Below are 20,496 nucleotides of genomic sequence, written 5' to 3'. Positions count from 1 at the left end.
TCCGTCCCCATGCAATTGGCAAAAAGAAGAGGACGGCCGGACCCGCGCCGGAGCGCGCAAAGTCCTACCGTCCCTCTTTTATTTCGAAAGCTGGGTCTGCAGCTCTTTAACGGCCGCTTTCAGCTGGTTGTCGTTCTTCGGAAGCTTAACGGCTTCCAGAACGGCGCTTTCCAACTTCTTGGCCGTCGCCGCATCCACATTACCGGTCACGGGCAGACCGCTGCTCTTCTGGAACGCCTTGACGGCATCCGCCGTTTTGCTGCTGTAGTAGCCGTCTGTCCGGCCCGGTTCATAGCCTACACCGGTCAGCATCAGCTGCAGGTTCTTCACATCGTCGCTGTTGCTGTCCGGCTTTAAAGTATCTTTCTTGGACAGAATCGATGCTTTGAAGAATGCCGGCTGCTCGACCGCGATATCCGGTTCGATCCCCTTCTTGTGGATCCAGTTCCCGTCCGGGGTCAGCCACTTGTAGACGGTCATTTTGATATTGCTGCCGTCTCCCATTTCCTTCACATACGTTTCCTGCACGGTGCCTTTGCCGAACGTAGTTTCGCCAACGGTCTTGCTGCCGACCGCTTCTTTAAACGCTCCCGCCAAAATCTCCGAAGCGCTGGCGCTTCCCTTATTCGTCAGCACGACAACCGGATACTTCTTGCTGCCGTCCTTGGACGTAGTCGCTTCCCGTTTGCCTTCCCGGTTTTCGATCTGTACGATCGGTTTGCCCTTCGGCACAAACGGCTCGACAATATCTATCACAACGTTGAGAAGACCGCCGGGATCGTTCCGGACGTCGATTACGAGCCCTTTCATTCCCTGCGTCTCCAGCTTCTTCAGCTCCTGCTGGAAGTGCTCCGTGGTATTTGCCGAAAACTGGCGGATTTCGATCTTGCCGATGCCGCCCTCAAGCATTTCGCCGAAAACCGTCTCAATGTCGATTTCGTCACGGACTACAACCACTTGAACCGGCTCCGTCGAACCCTGCCGCAAAATCTCCAGTTTGGCCTGAGTGCCTTTCTGGCCGCGGATTTTGACGACCGCCTGATTAACGGTTAGCCCGTCCAATTTTTCACCGTTGACAGATACGATTACATCGTTAGCCATGATTCCGGCTTTCTCGGCCGGCGATCCCTTGATCGGGGAAACGACTTTGATTTTGCCGTCTTCCGACGTAACCTCTGCCCCGATCCCTTCGAACGAAGAATTGATGCTCTCGCTGAACTGCTTCGCTTCATTGGAATCCATATACACGGTATACGGGTCTTCAAGCGACTCCAGCATTCCGTTGATGGCGCCGTTCATAATTTTGTCGTGATCGACCTTATTCAAATACTTGTTCTCGATCAGCTGGTACGTCTTTGCAATTTTGCCGACGTCCTGACTGCTGAGTCCCGAACTTCCTGCGGTTGCCGAAGCTCCGACGGATTTGCTCCCGAGAGGCAGCAGATTTCTGCCCGTAAAGGTCAGCGTCAGAATGCTGCTTGCAAACATCCCCAGCAGAACGAATGCGATCACCGTACGCCCTTTGAATTGCACTGCCGTTCACCACCTTTGTACTTGCACCCTTATGAGCTGCTCTTGTTAGTGTATGACAAGCTCTTCCAATTTATGAGTGCCAGTCGCCGAAAACCTTAATAACCGATATAGCTGGACGGATTGACCGGTTTCGAATTGATCCGGACTTCGAAATGCAGGTGATTCCCCGTTGATCTTCCCGTTGAACCTACCTCTGCGATTTTCTCGCCGCGTTTCACGGATTGACCTTTGGAAACCTTAATGCCTCCGTTACGTATATGTCCGTATAGGGTCCAAACGCCGCCCCCGTGATCGATAATGACACAGTTGCCGTAGCCGCTCCACTCGGAAGCAACCAGAACGGTGCCCGATTCCGCCGCATAAATATCGGTTCCTTGCGGTGAAGGCATGTCAATTCCCGTATGACCGGCGAAGGATCCGTTGATCGGGTCTACACGGCCTCCGTAACCGGATGACAGCGAAACTCTCTTCGGAAGCGGATAGCCCATGCTGCCTCCGGAACCCGTTGCCGGACCGCCACCGATGCCGGAACTTCCGGACGACGAAGAATTCTTTGCGGCTGCCGCAGCAGCAGCAGCTGCAGCTTTCGCATCGGCTGCTTTCTTGGCCTGAAGTTGGGATTCTTTCTTCGCATATTCCATAATCGCCTGTTCCTGATCGCTGCTAATCTCTTCCAAATGCTGCTGCTCGGCGGACAGGGATGCGATTTTCACTTCTTTTGCTTTTTCCTTGACGAGGAGATCCTGCTTAAGATCTTCCGTCTGCGCGTACAGATTTTTCACATAAGCCAGCTGTTTCTCGATCTGCTGTTTCTTTTCGGCCACAAGGGCGCGGTCTTTCTTGTTCGCTTCCAGAATCTCTTTATCCTGGCCCACGATAGATTTCAGCGCCGACATCCGGTCGATAAAATCCGAAAAGCTCGTGGAGTTCAGGACGACTTCCAGATAAGATACCGAACCGTTCTCATACATAATGCGCATACGCTTCTTCAAAAGCTCGTCCCGGGTTTCAACCCGCTTCTCCGCTTCGTCCAGCTGCTTGGCATTGTCTTCGAGGTCCTCGGTCGTGTTCTCGATCTGGACGTTCAAGCCGGAAAGTTTGGCCGTCGCGCTGTCGAGCTGGTCCATCAAGGTTTCGATATCCTTGGCGGTTTCCTGTTTTTCCTGTTGAACCTGTGTAAGCTGATTTTGAACGTCCTTCGCCTTCTGTTCGGCTGCGGACTTCATTTTCTTCATATTCGAAATTTCCTGATCGATTTTGGCCGAGTTGGAAGCCCCGTTGGCCACCGCATACGGCAGCAATGTTGTCGAGATTCCGAGTGCAACCACTAAAGGCATGAGTCTTTTCTTCAAGTGTTGATCCTCCTCTTACACATTGTGCATGCGCCCATTCACGTCTACACTTTGAGAAACTTGCGCACGGAGATGATGCTGCCCCAAATTCCGATAAGGAAACCCAGGCATAACAGCAGTCCGGCAATGACATAACTGATTTCGGCAAAAGGCTTTAATTTGATAAAGACCATACTCAGGTCCGACTTGCTGGACTCCACCAACTTGTTGTACCCGTACAGGAGCACGGCCACCGGTATGGCGGAACCGCCGATTCCCAGCAGAGCCCCTTCGATAAAGAACGGCCAGCGGATAAAAGCGTTCGTCGCGCCGACCAGCTTCATGATCGAGATCTCTCTGCGTCTGGCGACAATAGTAAGCTTGATGGTGTTGGCAATCAGAAATACGGATGTAAAAGCGAGAAGCGCTACAAGAACGAGTCCGACGTTGCGGACAATCTGCGTAATTTTGAACATGTTCTCAACCGTGCCCTGGCCGTACTTGACGCTGCCGATCGGCTTCGGTTCCTTGCCTTCGTTAAGCCCATTGATTTTATCTGCAACTCCCGCCACTTGCCGGGGGTCTTTAACCTCGACTTTAAAAGCAGGCGGCAGCGGATTCTCGTCGCCTTCGAAACCTTCCAGGAACCCTTTTCCTTCTTCCCCGAGACGGTTCCGGAGATCTTCAAGCCCTTGCTCCTTCGAAACGAAAGTGACCTTCTGGACTTCGGGCAGGGCATTCAGCTCCTGCTTCAACTGGTTGGTCTGATCTTCCGTAATGTTCAAATCCATGTACACGCGGATTTCGACTTGTTTCTCTATTTGATCTGCCACATAATTCACATTCAATGACAGCAGCAGGAATAAGCCCAGTATAAAAAGCGAAATAGTGATGGAACTGATCGACGCGAAGGTCATCCATCCGTTGCGAATGATGTTGCGAAAGCCTTCCCGCAGATGGCGGGCCATTGTCCTACTCTTCATAACCGTACTCACCTCGCAGCTCGTCACGGGCAATAATCCCGTTCTCGATAGCGATAACGCGTTTGCGCATCGTGTTGACGATTTCTTTGTTGTGGGTCGCCATCATGATCGTCGTTCCACGGAAATTGATTTCTTCCAGAAGCTTCATGATTCCCCACGAGGTTTCGGGATCCAGGTTGCCTGTCGGCTCATCGGCGACAATCACGGCCGGGTTGTTCACTATTGCCCGGGCAATTGCGATCCTCTGCTGTTCACCGCCAGAGAGCTGTCCCGGTAAAGAATTGGCCTTATCCTTCAAGTGCACGAGGTCGAGTACTTCCATCGTGCGCTTTTTGATCAACTTCTTCGGTGCCTCAATAACTTCCATCGCAAAAGAAATATTTTCATAGACGGTCATCTTCGGCAGCAGCCGGTAATCCTGAAAAATAACGCCGATGTTGCGGCGCACATACGGGATTTTCCGTTGTTTAAGCTTCTCGATGTTAAACCCGTTCACAAATATTTGCCCTTTTGTAGGTTTTTCCTCCCGATAGATCATCTTCATAAAAGTAGATTTACCGGCGCCGGACGGGCCGACAATATAAACGAATTCGTTGCGGTCGACCTTGACATCGATCCCCCGCAGCGCATGAGTTCCGTTAGGATACGTTTTCCAGACATCCTGCATTTCGATCAAAATCATCACTTCCTGTTAACGGCGGATTGATCCTAGCTCATACAAGTTCGACAGCCATCTTAAAAATCCTTTTAAAAAAGGGAATATTCAACATCTTTTCACAGCGGACGCGAATTTTGTTGGGGTTTGCCCTATTTTCGACTCAGGCATATTTGTCCGATGAATCCATAGACATGTAGAACAGGCATCCGTCTGAATGTTCAAGTTCAACTTGAGTCCAAAGTGTCAGTGCGCCAAATTCTTTGAAGGAGTTTACTTATGAAGCCAGTTAAGCGTGTGCTAACGACAATTGCCACGGTCCTGCCGCTGGCGGCCGTTATAGCTCTGGGTTCCATTGCCTTTTACGGCTCGCGCCCGGCTTTTCCGGAGCAATTCACCGTATCGGGGTGGAAGGTGGGCGGAATGGCTTACGCCGATTTCCCCGGACAGTTAAGCCGTCAGGTTGCGCTTCTGAATTCCGTTCCCGTACAGCTTGTGTCCGACCGGAAGGAAGTTCCTTCCCGCTCGCAGAAGCTTCAGGACCTGGGATTGCGCATAGACGACCGCGAGCTTCAGACACTCCTTCATGACCTTACGGAAGGAAATTTGCTGGATCGTGCGCGCAACCGCTGGAAGCTCCGCCATTACCAAGCGAACATCGGCTTGTTCATAGAAGCGGATCAGCTCGAAAAGAAGCTGCGGATCCTATGGCCCGATATCTATGCCGTACAACCGGTATCCGCCCAGCGCATCGTTACGCCCGATGACCGCGTGCAGTATAAAGCGGGACAACCCGCCCTCCGCATCGATGCTTCCCGCTTGAAGGCGGACATAGAGCGGCAGATCAGGCAGATAGATCCTAGACGGGCGGAGAATCCGCTTTCCATACAAGTCCCATTTCGGCTGCAGGAACCCGAGGTGACGGAAAAAATGCTGCGCGACCAGCATGTGGACCGGCTTATCACGCAGTTCTCGACCCCGCTTAACCAATCGTCGCCGGGACGCAAGCATAACGTCCGCTCGACCGCAGCAACGCTTCATGAAGTAATCCTAAAGCCGGGCGAAATTTTCGATTACGCCCCTATTATTGAACAGACCGGCGTTAAATTCGGCTTCCGGGAAGCTCCCGTTATCCTAAACGGCAAGCTTGTTCCCGGAGTAGGGGGCGGAATTTGCCAAGTTTCCACCACGCTCTACAACGCGGTTCTGCGCGCCGGTCTGGAGATTGTCGAACGAAGAAACCATTCGCTGCCGATCAGCTACGCCCCTTTGGGGCAAGATGCCACCTTTTCGACAGGTTTCATCAATTTTCGCTTCCGAAACGACACAAAAGCCCACCTCCTTATCCGAACGGAAATGTCGGATACGGCGCTGACTATTAAACTATTCGGGAGCATTCCCTCGGATACGACGTATGAGATTATGTCGAATACCGTTGAGACGATTCAACCGCCCGTCAAATACGTACACAACTCCGGGTTGAGAGCCGGCGAACAGGTGGAGCTAAGTCCCGGTAAGCAAGGGTTTGTGGTCGATACCTACCGGATAAAAAAGCAGGGCGGCAAAGAAGTCTCCCGTGAAAAAATTTCCAGAGACCGCTATACTCCGCAAGCGAGAGTCGTCGCGTCTAATACAGGTGTACTCAAGCCGCCGGCGGATTCCGCTCCTCCGCAAAAGAACGTTATTGAAGACGGAGTCACCCAGAACGGCAAGACACCTTAGTGCCTGCGTGACAACCCGTCCACCCGGCAAAATAGGGACAGGCCGAAACAGGAAAGGCCCTGAATAACCCGTGCGCGGCACAACGGCCAAACGCATGAATTTCATGAGCCTTTCGGTTATTTCCCCATTATTTACTTTTATCGAGCTTGCTGTCAACCCAGTTTACAGTTACTTCCAGGTTCTTCTCCGCACGCGAAATAGCTCCCTCTACCTGGCTGCTGGCCGTGCCTCCGTATACGTTACGGGCGTTAACCACCTGCTCCGGCTGAAGCACCTCGTAAATGTCGTCGCCAAACAGTTCAGAGAACTTGTTGAACTCTTCCATGGACAGATCGAGCAGGAATTTACCCTCTTGGATGCAGTAGAGGACTGTCTTGCCGATCACTTCATGAGCCTGGCGGAATGGCAGACCCTTGTTTACGAGATAGTCCGCAATGTCCGTGGCGTTAGAGAAATCCTGATTCACCGCCTGGCGCATGCGGGCTTTGTTCACTTTCATTGTCGAGATCATCGGCGCAAAAAGCTGCAGGGCGCCTTGAAGGGTACGGACTGTGTCCAGCATGCCTTCTTTGTCTTCCTGCATGTCCTTGTTATAGGCCAACGGGAGCGCCTTGAGAACGGTCATGAGACCGAACAGGTTGCCGTAGACGCGGCCGGTTTTGCCGCGGACAAGCTCGGCGACATCCGGGTTCTTCTTTTGCGGCATAATGGAACTGCCCGTACAGAACGCATCGTCCAGTTCGACGAAGTTAAATTCGGTGCTGGACCACATAACCAGCTCCTCGCAGAAACGGGACAGGTGCATCATGATGAAGGATGCATTGGCGAGAAACTCCAGAATAAAGTCGCGGTCGCTGACGGCGTCCAGACTGTTCTCGTACACTCCCTCGAAGCCAAGCTGTTCCGCTACGAAGTGACGGTCAATCGGGAACGTTGTGCCCGCAAGAGCGCCGGCCCCCAGCGGCAGAACGTTGATCCGCTTGTAGCTGTCCTGAAGACGCTCGATATCACGCTGGAACATCGACACGTAAGCCATCAGATGGTGGGCGAACAGAATCGGCTGCGCACGCTGGAGATGCGTATATCCCGGCACGATAGTATCCAGGTTGGCCTTTGCCTGCGTCAGGAGGGCTTCCTGAAGCTTCTGGAGCAGGCTGACGAATTCCACCACGCGCCCGCGCAAATACAGGTGCATGTCGGTCGCCACCTGATCGTTACGGCTGCGGCCCGTGTGCAGCTTGCCGCCTACCGGCCCGATCTCATCGATCAGCGTCTTTTCGATATTCATATGAATGTCTTCGTTGGCGATCGTGTATTCCAGCTCGCCGCGGCGGATCATGCCCAGTACGCGGTTAAGACCGTCCTTGATCGTTTCGACATCCTCTTGAGGCAGGATGCCGCATTTGCCGAGCATAGTCACGTGGGCAAGACTGCCCTGGATGTCTTCTTCCGCCAGTTCTTTATCGAACGTGATGGAAGCTGTGTATTCTTCTACTAATTGGTCGGTTTGCTTCGTAAACCGGCCGCCCCATAATTTCGACACGTTGCTGCCTCCTTCGATTTTAACGGAACAACGGGCCGCTTCCGGCCCGTTCCCCGTTTCCTGTTTCACAGGTATATAAACAAACGATTGGTTTCCCGTTTATTTCCCGGATTGCTGCTCTACGCCGGAACTTACTTTCAAACGCAGCGCATTGAGACGGATGAAACCTGCCGCATCGCCCTGGTCGTAAGCTTGGGTCGGGTCCGCTTCCATCGTCGCGATATTCGGGTTATACAAGCTCACCGGACTCTTCACGCCGGCGGCAATCACGTTGCCTTTGTACAGCTTCATGCGGACCGTGCCCGAAACGTTTTTCTGGCTCTCGGTTACAAGCGCTTGAATAGCCAGACGTTCCGGAGCAAACCAGAACCCGTTGTATACGAGTGTGCTGTATTTGGAGATCAGAGAGTCGCGCAGATGCATGACTTCACGGTCCATGGTCAGGGATTCGATGCGGCGGTGAGCCGCAAACAGAATCGTGCCGCCCGGCGTCTCGTACACGCCTCGGCTCTTCATGCCCACGAAGCGGTTCTCGACCATGTCGATACGGCCGATGCCGTGCTTGCCGCCAAGCTCATTGAGCGTCTCCATCATTTGCAGCGGGTTCAGCTTCTCGCCGTTGATAGCGACTGCATTGCCCTGCTCAAATTCAAGCTCGATGTATTCCGGCTGATCTGGCGCGTCTTCCGGAGATACGCTGAGCACGTACATATCGCGGTTGGAATCGGCGCTTGCGTCGAACCAAGGGTCCTCGAGCATGCCGCTCTCGAAAGAGATGTGCAGCAGGTTGCGGTCCGTCGAATACGGTTTCGACGCGGTCGCCTGCACCTGGATGCCGTGCTTCTCGGCATACGCGATCATTTCGGCGCGGCCCGGGAACTGCTCCCGGAACGCTTCCAGACGCCATGGGGCGATTACGCCGATTTCCGGCGCAAGCGCAGCGGCCGTCAGCTCAAAGCGCACTTGGTCGTTCCCTTTGCCGGTTGCGCCGTGCGCAATGGCCGTAGCGCCTTCGGCGCGGGCGATCTCGACCATGCGCTTGGCGATCAGCGGGCGCGCGATGCTCGTCCCGAGCAGGTATTGCCCTTCGTACAGCGCGCCGGACTGGAACATCGGATAGATGAAGTCGCTCGCGAATTCTTCGCGGAGATCATCGATGTAGACCTTGCTGGCGCCGGTCGCCAGCGCTTTTTCTTCCAGGCCGTCGAGTTCGTCCTTCTGCCCGATATCCGCTGTAAATGCGATAATTTCAGCGTCATATGTTTCTTTAAGCCAAGCCAGAATAACGGACGTATCCAAACCGCCCGAGTAGGCCAGCACGATTTTTTCTTTAGCCATGTTTTCCCTCACCTTTGCTGCCATAATTTTGGTTACATAATCGAAGCCATAACGGCTTTCTGTGCGTGAAGGCGGTTTTCCGCCTGATCGAATACAAAAGAATTCGGTCCGTCGATTACGCCTTCGCTGACCTCTTCTCCCCTATGCGCCGGGAGACAGTGCAGGAAGAGGTAATCCTTCTTCGCGTAGCGGGCAAGCTCCTCGTTCACCTGGTAGCCGCTGAAAGCACGCTCGCGCTCCTGCTGCTCCGCTTCGAAGCCCATGCTCGCCCATACGTCCGTATAAATCACGTCCGCATCCGCCACCGCTTCCTTCGGATCCTGAGTAACCAGCACGGAGCCGCCCGATTGGGAAGCAAATTCCCTGCTGCTGCGGACAAGCTCTTCATCCGGTGTGTACCCTTCCGGGGCAGCGACCGTGATGTTGAGGCCGAGTTTGGCCGCTCCGACAAGCAGGGAGTGGACCATATTGTTGCCGTCGCCGACATAAGCGATTTTAAGCCCTTCCAGGCGGCCTTTATGCTCTTGAATCGTCATATAATCCGTCAGTGCCTGACACGGATGAGAAAAGTCCGTCAACCCGTTAATAACCGGAATAGTCGCGGCACGCGCCAGATCGACCACGTTGCGGTGGGCAAACGTACGGATCATGATACCGTCCAGATAGCGGGACAACGTCTGCGCCGTATCGGAAACCGTTTCTCCGCGTCCGAGCTGGATGTCGTTTTTGCTAAGGAACAAGGCTTGACCCCCGAGCTGAAACATCCCCACTTCAAAAGAAACACGCGTCCGCGTGGATGATTTCTCGAAAATCATGCCGAGCGTTTTGCCTTTGAGAAGCTGATGGGCTTCGCCGGCCTTTTGTTTGGCCTTCAGATCGCGGGCCAGCGTGATCAGGTGATTAAGCTCCGCGGGTGTGTAATCGACCAGCCCCAGGAAATCTCTTCCCTTAAGCTGCTGCTGCATTTCTTCCTGTACCGTGCTGGACATGGGAATCCGTCCTTTCTTCCTGCAAAATGTCGGAGCGTCCGCAGAGCTGCGGACGACCTTCTTGTCTATTGTACTAAAGCAGAGGCTTTTCTTGCCAGTACATCGCAAACGACGTCCAGGCCCTTCTGCAAATCTTCTTTCGGAATAACGAGGCTTGGCAGCAGACGCACCACTTGCGGGCCGGCCGATACGACCAGAACACCCGCTTCATGAATCTCGGCTATAAGCTCCGCAGCGGGCTGCTTGCACACGATGCCGATCAAGAGGCCTTCGCCGCGCACTTCTTCGACGATCGGATTGCCCGCAAGCTTCTCACGAAGCGTCTTAACCGTCCATTCCCCAAGCTCCGCCGCGCGCTGAGGAATTTTCTCGCTCAGCATATATTCAACCGTTGCTATAGCTGCAGCCGTAGCGATTGGAGTTCCCCCGAACGTGCTGCCGTGGGAACCTGCCGAGAAAGCCGGCGCCACCTTGGCATTCCCCAGCATAGCCCCGATCGGGAAACCGCTGCCGAGGCCTTTGGCCAGAGTAAAGATATCCGGCTCGATGCCGTAATGCTCATAGGCGAACAGCTTGCCGGTGCGGCCCATACCCGTCTGAATTTCATCGACGATGAGAAGCAGGCCGCGCTCCTTGCAAAGTTCGGCCAGAGCCTTCACGAAAGCGGGATCCGCCGGGATTACGCCGCCTTCGGCTTGAACCATTTCCAGCATAACGGCGCACGTACGCTCGCTGATCAGCTTTTCGACGGAAGCAAGGTCGTTATAGTCGGCGTAGACAAACCCTTCGGGAAGGGGATGGAAGCCTTCCTGCACCTTCTCTTGTCCGGTTGCGGTCAGGGTAGCCAGCGTACGGCCGTGGAACGACTGATGGAACGTAATGATCTCGTAACGGTTCTCGCCCAGTACTTTCTGCGAATAACGGCGCGCAAGCTTGATAGCCGCCTCGTTGGCTTCTGCACCGGTCGAGCAGAAGAACACGGCGTCCGCACAGCTGTTATCGGTCAGCAGCTTCGCCAGCTTTTCCTGATTCGGGATATGGAACAGATTAGACACGTGCCAAAGCTGATCAAGCTGCGCCACAAGCTTCTCTTTAACAACTTCCGGAGCATGCCCTAAATTCGTAACGGCAAGACCGGCCATCAAATCGATGTACTCCTTGCCTTGGTCGTCCCACAATCGGCTGCCTTCTCCCTTTACCAGTGTGATTGGAAACCGGGCATACGTCGGAAACAAACTGCTTGCCTGCTGAACCATGTTCTTCACTCCCATCATTTAATTGTTAAAGATAGTTGCCGCTAGCGGATAATCCGGGTCCCGGCCTGCGCTCCGTCCAGAACGCTGCTGAGAATACCGGGGACGGAACCGTCCACGATCACGACTTCCCGCACGTCCCCTTGGATGCACTGGATCGCCGCCCGTACTTTAGGGATCATGCCCCCGTAAATATCTCCGCTCTCGATCATCGCCTCGATATCCGCAATGGTGACGGTCGGAAGAACCCGCTTCACCCCGTCCTCCACCTTCATAATACCGGGTACATCGGTTACAACGATGAGCCGGTCCGTCCCGATCCGGGATGCGACCGCACCCGCTGCCGTATCGGCATTAATGTTGTAGCGCTGGTTCCCGTCGCCGCCGAGACCGATCGGTGCAATGACGGGCATGTAGCCCATCCCGACTACGCCTTGAATCAGCTCCGCGTTCACATCGGTCACGTCGCCTACGAGTCCTACTTCGGAGGTGTTTTCCACCGGGCGGGCCGTAATCAGGCGTCCGTCTACTCCGGACAATCCCAGGGCTTTGCCTCCGGACAACTGGATGCGTCTGACGATTTCTTTATTGATCCGTCCGGCCAGTACCATTTCGACGACGTCGAGGACAGCCTCGCTTGTTTTGCGGAGCCCGCCCACGAACTCACTTGCGATACTAAGCTGATTCAGCGTCTCTGAAATGGCAGGCCCCCCGCCATGCACGATGACGGGGACAATGCCGCGGTCCTGAAGCTGCTTTAAATCCGTGAAAAAAGAATCCGGCAGTGCAGCCAGGGTACTCCCGCCGCACTTCATCACAAAACTTTCCATGTCTCCCCTTGCCTCCGTTCGTCTCCCTAAGCGGGTCCTGGCGGCCTAAGTCCGGTACGCCGCATTGATGCGGACGTAATCATAGGTCAAATCGCAGCCCCAAGCAGTCGCTCCGCTCTCACTCATATTTAAGTGCACGTCAATCTGCACGATATCTCCCTTTAAGTAAGCTTCCGCCCGGTCCTCGTCAAACGCAACCGGTTTGGACTGCTTAAGTACGGCGATGCCTCCAAGGCTTACATCCACCGTCTCCGTATTCACCGGCTGGCCCGCGCGTCCGACGGCTGCAATGATCCGCCCCCAGTTGGCATCCGCTCCGAAGCACGCCGTCTTCACAAGACTGGAGCCTACGACGGTCTTGGCAATCGCGCGTGCAGCCTCCTGTGAAGCGGCCCCGTGCACGTTGACTTCGATCAGCTTCGTCGCTCCTTCGCCGTCTCTGGCGATCGCTTTCGCCAGATGCTCCGACACGTAGCGGAATGCGGCCGCGAAGTCTTCCCAGTCCGCTTGGCCGGGCTGCAGCGCTTCCCCGCCGGCCAGTCCGCTTGCCATCACGACGACCATGTCGTTCGTGCTGGTGTCGCCGTCCACCGTAATCATGTTGAAGGTGGAGTCGGTCGCTTCGCCAAGTAGCTGCTGCAGGTGCTTGCCCTCGATGTTCGCGTCGGTGGTGACAAAACCGAGCATCGTCGCCATGTTCGGATGAATCATCCCCGAACCTTTGGCCGCTCCGGCGATATGCACCTCGCGCCCGCCGATGTTAACACGCACGCAGATGACTTTCTTCACCAGGTCGGTCGTCAGAATCGCCTGGGAAAAGTCCTCTCCGCCTGCGGCGTGAACCTTCTCCGGCAGCGCATCAATGCCGGCGAGCACTTTCGTCATCGGCAGCAGCTCGCCGATGACGCCTGTCGAGGTGACGCCGACCAGCTCTTCGGCGATCCCGAGGCGGCGTGCCAGGGCATCGCGCATAGCGCGCGCATCCGCGAGTCCCTGCTCGCCCGTGCACGCGTTGGCGTTGCCGCTGTTGACGAGCATCGCCTGGAGCCTGCCGCCTGCGGCTATGCTTTCCTGCGTCACGCGAAGCGGTGCGGCCTGGAACGCGTTAAGCGTGTAAACAGCCGCAACGGCCGCCGGGACGTCGCATACGATCGCTCCGAGATCGTTGCGTTCGGTTTTCTTTAAACCGCAATGCAGGCCGCCAGCGCGGAAGCCTTGAGGTGTAGTCACCGTGCCATCCGGCACGACGGTAAAACGGCCTAGCAGCGTCATGGATGCTCACCTGTCCTTTTTGTACATTATCCCTGGGATATCTACTATCTGTTAAATTAAAACTATCATTAAAACGATCGGAACTATTACGGATAAACCGGCGTAAGTTGAAGACCCGTCGTTTCATCCCAGCCAAGCATCAGATTCAAGTTCTGCACGGCTTGCCCGGCCGCGCCTTTCATCACGTTGTCGATAACCGAAACGACGGTGACCCGGTTCGTCCTTTCATCTACGGCAAAACCGATATCGCAGTAATTCGAGCCCCAAACTTCTTTGGTAGCCGGCCACTTGCCTTCTTCGCGAATCCGCACAAAACGGCGTCCTTCGTAGAAATTACGGTACATTTCAATAAACTCGCGGGTGTCATGCTTTCCGTTCAACTGCGCATAACAGGTCGCCATAATTCCGCGCGTCATCGGCACAAGATGCGTCGAGAAAGTGATGATGACTTCACGTCCCGCGGCATCGCTCAGCACCTGCTCGATTTCGGGAATATGCTGATGGCGGTTAAGTTTGTAAGCAGAGAGGTTCTCGTTGGCTTCCGCGTAATGAACGCCGAGACCCAGTCCTCTGCCCGCGCCGGAAATGCCGGATTTGGCATCCACAATGATCGTGGACGGATCGATCCATCCCGCTTTCACAGCCGGAACTAGACCAAGAAGTGTAGCCGTCGGGTAACAGCCCGGGTTGGAAATAAACTCTTTTCCCGGCACCTGCTCTCCGTAAATTTCGCACAAACCGAAAACCGCCTTATCCAGATCTTCCTGGGACGCGCCCTCGCGCTTGTACCACTGGGTGTAGATCTCCGGGGTTTTCAGCCGGAAATCTCCGGACAGATCGATCACTTTGAGACCGGCCTCCAGCATTTGAGGCGCCAGCTTGGCAGCCACACCCGCCGGTGTCGCCAGAAAAACGACATCCGCTTTGGACGCGATAAGCGATACGTCCACAGCATCCAGTGAATCGTGTATAATGCTGTTCAAATGAGGAAATCCGTCCGAAATAGGCGTTCCTGCACTCGAAGACGAAATTACCGAAGTGATCGTTACAGCAGGATGTCCGAGCAGCAGCCTGATCAGCTCCACTCCTCCGTAACCGGTTGAACCTACAATTGCCGCTCTCACGTGTTCCGTCATTGCTTTTTCCCCCAAACGTCCTAAAAATGATATGTATTATTATACAGACATAGGTATAATAATTCAACGACTTTTTTGCCTGCCTAGGAGCCTCTCTTCCACAGTATAAAATCACGCGCAAGAAAACAGCTGTCTATATAGACAGCTGTTTTCTGTTACAGGATACATGTTCGAAGTTGAGTGATATTGGAGAGCATCAGTCTCCAAGTCTTTTATCTTTTATGCAGAATGTTTTGTATATATGCAAAGTTATACCGCGCGTTTGAAACCTTCCCCCAGCACCTCGTTCGCATTGCTTAAAATGATAAACGCTTGAGGGTCGATTGACTGTACCAGCGCTTTGAGCTTGCTGACTTCGCTTTGACTGACGACAACCATAAGCACAAGCCGCGCATCACCCGTGTATCCGCCGGCTCCGGTTAACTGGGTCAGACCACGGTCCAGATCATGAAGAATCGCTTCGCGAAGTTTCTCCGGATCATTCGAAATGATGTAAGCCACCTTTGACGTGTTGAGCCCGACTTGCACGATGTCAATGGTTTTCGTGGTCACAAAGAGACCGATCAGCGCGTAAAGAGCTTTTTCAGGACCGAAAAAAAGACCGGCCAGCAAAATGACCATTCCGTCAAAAACGGCAACCGATACACCCAGGCTCAAGCCGGAATACTTATGTAAAATTTGCGAGGAAATGCTGAAGCCTCCCGTTGAACCGCGGCCGCGGAACACGATCCCGATACCGAGTCCCAGCACCATGCCGCCGTAGATCGTTGCAAGCAGAATGTTATGAGTCAGAGTGGGCAGATGGCTGGTCAGCATGACGCAGAGCGGCAGGACGATCGAACCTACGACTGCCTTAAGACTGTATGAGCGGTCCAGAAGCCACAAGCCGAGGAGAAATAACGGAATATTCAAGCCCCACTGCGTTAAAGCGGGCTGCCAGCCCAAAGTTTGCTGGATAATGGTCGACAGGCCCGATACCCCTCCTGAAGCAACCTGATTGGGATTGAGAAAGACGTTAAAACTGATGGAAATAATCAAACAGCCGATCAACAGCATCGCATATTCGTACACTTTCTGCTGCGGACTGTTCAGGACAAGACGGGCTTTTCTCCGTTTGCCTTTGGCCATAGCCATGGGGCGTTCCTCCTATCTTTTACCGGCCGTTTGCGCCGGTTATCTCTAGTTTTGCCTGATGAAGGTCTATTGTTGTATGAGTAAGGTACTGGAATTATTATGGCATCAAAAGAAGAGTTTGCCTACCTCTAATTAACCGTAGGTCAAAATAATTCGGAAGCGTTGCATACCCAGAACCTTGTATAGGACTGGTTCGCACCACTCGTCCAGTATCCTTCTGATTTGAAGAGATTTCGCTTTTTCAATGGCGTGCCACTCCGGTTTTTCAGCTGTGACCAGTTTGTGATTAACCACAACGCTTGGGCAGCTCCCAGCCCGCCGTGTAGCAGCGTATGACGGTGGTCGCCCAAACAATCACCACGCGTCGCCTTACCGGCGCGTCGGAAGTTCGCGCATCGGCGCGGGTAGTCAGCATGGGCGGGCTCCATGCGGTGTTCACGCAATCCGAGGATGCACAGCCTGGCCTGTTCTTACCTCTCTGGCTGCGGAATTGGCTGAGCGCTTGAATCCTCCTCGGTCATCCTTCCCCGGCACACAAAAAATGCGGGGCCGCAGGCACTTGGCCTCCTTCCCCGCACGCTTCTTATTCTTCTTTCTTCTGGATCTGCAGGCGCAGATATGCATCGATGAAAGGATCGAGATCGCCGTCCATCACCGCTCCCACATTGCCTGTCTCTTCCGTAGTCCGGTGATCCTTGACCATGCTGTATGGATGGAAGACGTAGGAACGGATCTGGCTGCCCCACGCAATGTCGGACTGCTCTCCGCGGATTTCCGCGAGATGCTTCTCCTGCTCCTCGATCTTCTTCTCGTAGAGCTTCGATCTCAAGTGCTTCATGGCCCGTTCCCGGTTCTTGATCTGGGAACGTTCCGTCTGGCACGTCACCACGACTCCTGTCGGCAAGTGCGTAATCCGCACGGCCGAATCCGTCGTGTTGATGTGCTGGCCGCCCGCTCCGCTCGCGCGGTACGTGTCGATCTTCAGATCCTCCGTGCGGATATCGACCTCCACGTCGTCTTCGATCTCCGGGACTACGTCGCACGACACGAAAGACGTGTGGCGGCGGCCCGAGGCGTCGAATGGCGAGATGCGCACGAGGCGGTGTACGCCCTTCTCCGCTTTAAGGTACCCGTAGGCGTTGTAGCCCTTAATGAGGAGCGTAACGCTCTTCACGCCGGCCTCGTCTCCGGGAAGATAATCGAGCACCTCGACCTTGAAGTCCCGTTTCTCGGCCCATCGCCGGTACATCCGCAGCAGCATCTCCGCCCAGTCCTGGGACTCCGTCCCGCCCGCGCCCGGATGCAGCTCGAGAATGGCATTCAGCCGGTCGTACGGCTGATTGAGCAGCAGCTGCAGCTGGAAGTCTTCCAGCTTGCGGAGAACGCCTTTCAAGCCGTCGGCCAGTTCGGCCGCCATGTCCTCATCGTTCTCCTCGTCAGCCAGCTGCGCCATAACGTCCAGGTCTTCATATTCGTTATTCAGCGCCTGGAACTGATCCACAACGCTCTTGATGGCGTTGAGTTCGCCGATGATTTTCTGGGCCTTTTCGTTATCGTCCCAGAAATCCGGCGCCGCCATTTTCACTTCATAATCTCCGATCTCTTCGAGCTTATGATCTAAGTCAAAGAGACCCCCTTAATTCCGTTAGTCGCTTCGCAATTTCGCGCAGGTCCTGTTTTACTTCCGGTTCCAGCATACCAACACCTCGGAGTCCTCATATTTGTTCTAGCAGTTAGTTCTAACACATGGTAGTAAAAAATTCGCCGGTCCCGGCTGCTCTAAGCTTATCATAACCGGGCCTGTGCCAGGATATAAGCGAATATGCAAGGTTATGCATGAAAAATGCATAACCTTGCATAAGATACAGCTTATAAAGTCCCGGACGGATGCGAATTACGCTCCGTGGCACTGCTTATATTTCTTGCCGCTTCCGCAAGGGCAAGGATCGTTGCGGCCGATTTGCTCTTCTTTTACGATCGGCTGTTTGCCTGCGGATTCCACTTTAGGATCCACGGCTTGGCCTTCGGCCACGGCTTGACGCTCCAGATTGCTTTCGACATGGGCCTTCATGATATAAGTGGCCACTTCTTCCTGGATGCTATCGACCATTTCGTGGAACATTTCGAAGCCTTCGAATTGATACTCACGAAGCGGGTCCGTGCCGCCGTATGCACGAAGGTGAATCCCTTGGCGCAGTTGATCCATCGCGTCGATGTGATCCATCCATTTGGAATCGACCGCACGCAGTACGACGACTTTCTCAAATTCGCGCATAAATTCAGCGCCGATCTGTTCTTCGCGCTCGTTGTATTTTTCTTTGACTTTCTCATCAATAAATTCAATGATTTCGTCGATCTCTTTACCCCAGATATCTTTGCTGTTCAGCGCATCTTCGGAAAGGAAGTTGTTATTCACGTAATCGACAACCGCCTGAAGGTCCCACTCTTCCGGAATTTGAGATTCGCTGCAGTGGGCGTTCACGATACGCTCAATGCTGGAACGAAGCATCGTTTCCACGATCTCACGGATATTCTCGGACTCGAGCACCTCACGGCGCTGTTTATAAATAATTTCACGCTGCTGGTTCATAACGTCGTCATATTGGAGGACGACTTTACGCATGTCGAAGTTGTTGCCCTCTACACGCTTCTGAGCGGACTCGATCGCACGCGTGATAAGCTTGCTTTCGATCGGCTGATCCTCTTCCATGCCAAGGCGGTCCATCATAGCCATGATGTTCTCGGCGCCGAAGCGCTTCATGAGTTCATCGCCAAGCGACAGATAGAACTGGGAGGAACCCGGGTCGCCCTGACGACCCGCGCGACCGCGGAGCTGGTTATCGATCCGGCGGCTCTCATGGCGCTCCGTACCGATAATATGCAGTCCGCCGATTTCGTGGACTTGGTCGCCCAGCATAATATCGGTACCTCGGCCCGCCATGTTCGTTGCGATCGTTACCGCGCCGGCTTGTCCCGCGCGGGATACGATTTCCGCCTCTTCGGCGTGGTACTTCGCGTTAAGCACCTTGTGCTGAACGCCTTTTTTCTTCAGCATTTCGGATAGCAGCTCGGAATTCTCGATGGAAACAGTACCTACCAGTACCGGCTGCTTATTTTTATAGCGCTCGACGATTTCTTCCACGACCGCTTTGAATTTGCCCATCTCTGTCTTATAGACAACGTCAGGCATATCTTTACGGATCATCGGACGGTTAGTCGGTACAATAATAACGTCCAGACCGTAAATCTTCTTGAACTCTTCTTCCTCCGTCTTCGCCGTACCGGTCATACCGGCCAGCTTGCGATACATACGGAAATAGTTCTGGAACGTGATCGTCGCCAGCGTCATGCTCTCGTTCTGCACCTGGAGCTGCTCTTTCGCTTCGATCGCCTGGTGCAGGCCTTCGCTGTAACGGCGGCCGGTCATCAGACGGCCCGTAAATTCGTCAACGATCAGAACTTCATCGTCCTGAACGACGTAATCCACGTCGCGGCGCATAATGACGCGTGCTTTCAAAGCCTGGGTAACGTGGTGGTTGAGGGTCACGTTCTGATGGTCGAACAGGTTCTCGATCCCGAACGCTTTCTCCGCTTTCTCCACGCCCTGCTCCGTCAAAGATACGGAACGCACTTTGATATCGACGGTGTAATCCTTCTCCGCTTCCAGCTTGCTCACAAAACGGTCCGCCGCATAGTACAAATCCGTAGATTTGGCAGCTTGTCCCGAAATGATCAGCGGTGTTCTCGCTTCATCGACCAGAATGGAATCCACTTCGTCGATAACGGCAAAATAAAGCGGACGCTGAACCATCTGCTCTTTGTAAAGCACCATATTATCGCGCAAATAGTCGAATCCGTATTCATTGTTCGTACCGTAGGTTACGTCGCAAGCATAGGCACCCTGCTTCTGCTCATGCGAAAGATCATGAAGATTGACCCCGACGGTCATCCCCAGGAAATCGTAAATTTGGCCCATTTCGCCGCTGTCACGCTGCGCCAGATAGTCGTTGACGGTAACCACGTGCACGCCTTTGCCCGCCAGCGCATTCAGATAGACGGGAAGCGTACCGACGAGGGTTTTACCTTCACCGGTTCTCATCTCGGCGATTTTGCCTTCGTGCAGAACCATGCCGCCGATTAACTGCACGTCATAGTGACGTTTGCCCAGCACCCGTTTGGAAGCTTCACGTACAACGGCAAATGCTTCCGGCAGCAGGTCGTCCAGGTCTTCGCCCTTTTCCAGACGCTCGCGGAACTCGACGGTTTTGCCTTTTAATTGTTCGTCGGACAGAGCGGAAATTTCCGGCTCGAGCCCATTTATAGCATCGACTGCTTTCCAATATCGCTTGATTTCACGTTCGTTGGAATCACCAAACATTTTTTTGACCAGTCCTAGCATCGGTGAACCCCTTTCCCTTACACTCAGTATCCTTAAATTGTATCAGTTTGCTCGTCAAGCCGCAACAAAACAAGGCTTCAGAGCGGGAACATTTCAGTTTATCAGATGTGCTTCTCTGTAGCAAACCTACTCCTTTACATACGTAAAAGCTCGCGCTTTGTTGCAGTTGTTGTCGGCAAAGCCGCTGAAAAGCCGATTTTCCGTTTCCAAAGTTGGCGAAATTTTACCGGTCGACTGTTGAACAGACGAGAGCCTTTAGAATTGTTTTATTATTCGTAAACGAGCGCAAGATCTGCGAGCTTCTTTCTACTATTAAAGAGAAGATAACGTAACGGCGGCTTCCACGTCAAACGTCAGCTGTTTTCACCCGATTTTTTG

Annotated in this window: 15 protein-coding genes; 1 reads left to right on the top strand and 14 read right to left on the bottom strand. The window is 53.9% G+C overall.

The annotated features are described in order from the left end of the window. Nucleotides 1-78: 78 nt before the first annotated feature. The 4 genes from HMPREF1207_RS14140 to ftsE form a co-directional block, all read right to left on the bottom strand. Nucleotides 79-1,533 (bottom strand): S41 family peptidase, encoded by a 1,455-nt coding sequence (locus HMPREF1207_RS14140; protein ID WP_009677074.1) that lies wholly within the window; start codon nt 1,531-1,533, stop codon nt 79-81. 95 nt (nt 1,534-1,628) lie between these two features. Further along, a complete protein-coding gene (locus HMPREF1207_RS14135) occupies nt 1,629-2,885 on the bottom strand; it encodes a murein hydrolase activator EnvC family protein (RefSeq protein ID WP_009676971.1) in 1,257 nt (418 codons plus the stop codon). A gap of 44 nt (nt 2,886-2,929) precedes the next feature. Next, nucleotides 2,930-3,847: a permease-like cell division protein FtsX gene (gene ftsX, locus HMPREF1207_RS14130; RefSeq protein WP_036739724.1), complete on the bottom strand. Its 918-nt coding sequence runs from the start codon at nt 3,845-3,847 to the stop codon at nt 2,930-2,932. Then, complete coding sequence (ftsE, locus tag HMPREF1207_RS14125) at nt 3,837-4,523, bottom strand: cell division ATP-binding protein FtsE (RefSeq protein ID WP_036739723.1); 687 nt, start codon at nt 4,521-4,523, stop codon at nt 3,837-3,839. Before ftsE ends, ftsX begins: the two co-directional genes overlap by 11 nt. Before the next feature lie 258 nt (nt 4,524-4,781). On the opposite strand from ftsE, the gene HMPREF1207_RS14120 reads away from it, so the two are divergent. After that, on the top strand, nt 4,782-6,224 hold the full coding sequence (locus tag HMPREF1207_RS14120; protein WP_009677051.1) for a VanW family protein: 1,443 nt from the start codon (nt 4,782-4,784) through the stop codon (nt 6,222-6,224). Between the two features lie 127 nt (nt 6,225-6,351). Here HMPREF1207_RS14120 and argH read toward each other — a convergent pair whose 3' ends face one another. The 10 genes from argH to secA all read right to left on the bottom strand — a co-directional run bounded on the left by argH (nt 6,352) and on the right by secA (nt 20,118). Further along, nucleotides 6,352-7,767 (bottom strand): argininosuccinate lyase, encoded by a 1,416-nt coding sequence (argH, locus tag HMPREF1207_RS14115; protein ID WP_016423753.1) that lies wholly within the window; start codon nt 7,765-7,767, stop codon nt 6,352-6,354. A gap of 99 nt (nt 7,768-7,866) precedes the next feature. Further along, nucleotides 7,867-9,105, bottom strand: a complete 1,239-nt coding sequence (locus HMPREF1207_RS14110; protein ID WP_009677056.1) for an argininosuccinate synthase — start codon at nt 9,103-9,105, stop codon at nt 7,867-7,869. 32 nt (nt 9,106-9,137) lie between these two features. Further along, on the bottom strand, nt 9,138-10,094 hold the full coding sequence (argF, locus tag HMPREF1207_RS14105; RefSeq protein WP_009676993.1) for an ornithine carbamoyltransferase: 957 nt from the start codon (nt 10,092-10,094) through the stop codon (nt 9,138-9,140). A 65-nt stretch (nt 10,095-10,159) separates the two neighbouring features. Beyond that, nucleotides 10,160-11,350 carry an acetylornithine transaminase gene (locus HMPREF1207_RS14100; RefSeq protein ID WP_009677078.1) on the bottom strand — a complete coding sequence of 397 codons (1,191 nt, stop codon included), beginning with the start codon at nt 11,348-11,350 and terminating at the stop codon, nt 10,160-10,162. A gap of 41 nt (nt 11,351-11,391) precedes the next feature. Beyond that, nucleotides 11,392-12,177 carry an acetylglutamate kinase gene (argB, locus tag HMPREF1207_RS14095; protein WP_009677010.1) on the bottom strand — a complete coding sequence of 262 codons (786 nt, stop codon included), beginning with the start codon at nt 12,175-12,177 and terminating at the stop codon, nt 11,392-11,394. Between the two features lie 45 nt (nt 12,178-12,222). Next, nucleotides 12,223-13,449, bottom strand: coding sequence for a bifunctional glutamate N-acetyltransferase/amino-acid acetyltransferase ArgJ (gene argJ / locus HMPREF1207_RS14090; RefSeq protein WP_009677060.1), 1,227 nt, complete (start codon nt 13,447-13,449; stop codon nt 12,223-12,225). Between the two features lie 86 nt (nt 13,450-13,535). Further along, nucleotides 13,536-14,585 (bottom strand): N-acetyl-gamma-glutamyl-phosphate reductase, encoded by a 1,050-nt coding sequence (argC, locus tag HMPREF1207_RS14085; RefSeq protein ID WP_009677006.1) that lies wholly within the window; start codon nt 14,583-14,585, stop codon nt 13,536-13,538. A 249-nt stretch (nt 14,586-14,834) separates the two neighbouring features. Continuing rightward, entirely contained in the window at nt 14,835-15,719 is an 885-nt protein-coding gene (locus HMPREF1207_RS14080; RefSeq protein WP_009676976.1) for a YitT family protein, read from the bottom strand. Between the two features lie 583 nt (nt 15,720-16,302). After that, a protein-coding gene (gene prfB / locus HMPREF1207_RS14075; RefSeq protein ID WP_138918248.1) for a peptide chain release factor 2 occupies nt 16,303-17,416 on the bottom strand; the annotation gives its coding sequence in 2 pieces (ribosomal slippage) (nt 16,303-17,343 and nt 17,345-17,416; 1,113 coding nt in all). Between the two features lie 197 nt (nt 17,417-17,613). Then, the gene (secA, locus tag HMPREF1207_RS14070) at nt 17,614-20,118 is read right to left on the bottom strand and encodes a preprotein translocase subunit SecA (protein WP_009677018.1); all 2,505 of its coding nucleotides are present in this window, start codon (nt 20,116-20,118) and stop codon (nt 17,614-17,616) included. Nucleotides 20,119-20,496 lie beyond the last annotated feature (378 nt).

Source organism: Paenibacillus sp. HGH0039 (genome assembly GCF_000411255.1).
Classification (GTDB): domain Bacteria; phylum Bacillota; class Bacilli; order Paenibacillales; family NBRC-103111; genus Paenibacillus_F.
The sequence above is the reverse complement of the archived record's forward strand: the minus strand, read 5'-3'. Positions and strand labels throughout refer to the sequence as shown.

Bases quoted from the DNA above. Each gene is read 5' to 3' on its own strand.
- ftsX (WP_036739724.1), bottom strand. From the start codon at position 3,847: ATGAAGAGTAGGACAATGGCCCGCCATCTGCGGGAAGGCTTTCGCAAC.
- HMPREF1207_RS14120 (WP_009677051.1), top strand. From the start codon at position 4,782: ATGAAGCCAGTTAAGCGTGTGCTAACGACAATTGCCACGGTCCTGCCG.
- HMPREF1207_RS14110 (WP_009677056.1), bottom strand. From the start codon at position 9,105: ATGGCTAAAGAAAAAATCGTGCTGGCCTACTCGGGCGGTTTGGATACG.
- argF (WP_009676993.1), bottom strand. From the start codon at position 10,094: ATGTCCAGCACGGTACAGGAAGAAATGCAGCAGCAGCTTAAGGGAAGA.
- HMPREF1207_RS14100 (WP_009677078.1), bottom strand. From the start codon at position 11,350: ATGGTTCAGCAGGCAAGCAGTTTGTTTCCGACGTATGCCCGGTTTCCA.
- argB (WP_009677010.1), bottom strand. From the start codon at position 12,177: ATGGAAAGTTTTGTGATGAAGTGCGGCGGGAGTACCCTGGCTGCACTG.
- argJ (WP_009677060.1), bottom strand. From the start codon at position 13,449: ATGACGCTGCTAGGCCGTTTTACCGTCGTGCCGGATGGCACGGTGACT.
- argC (WP_009677006.1), bottom strand. From the start codon at position 14,585: ATGACGGAACACGTGAGAGCGGCAATTGTAGGTTCAACCGGTTACGGA.
- HMPREF1207_RS14080 (WP_009676976.1), bottom strand. From the start codon at position 15,719: ATGGCTATGGCCAAAGGCAAACGGAGAAAAGCCCGTCTTGTCCTGAAC.
- secA (WP_009677018.1), bottom strand. From the start codon at position 20,118: ATGCTAGGACTGGTCAAAAAAATGTTTGGTGATTCCAACGAACGTGAA.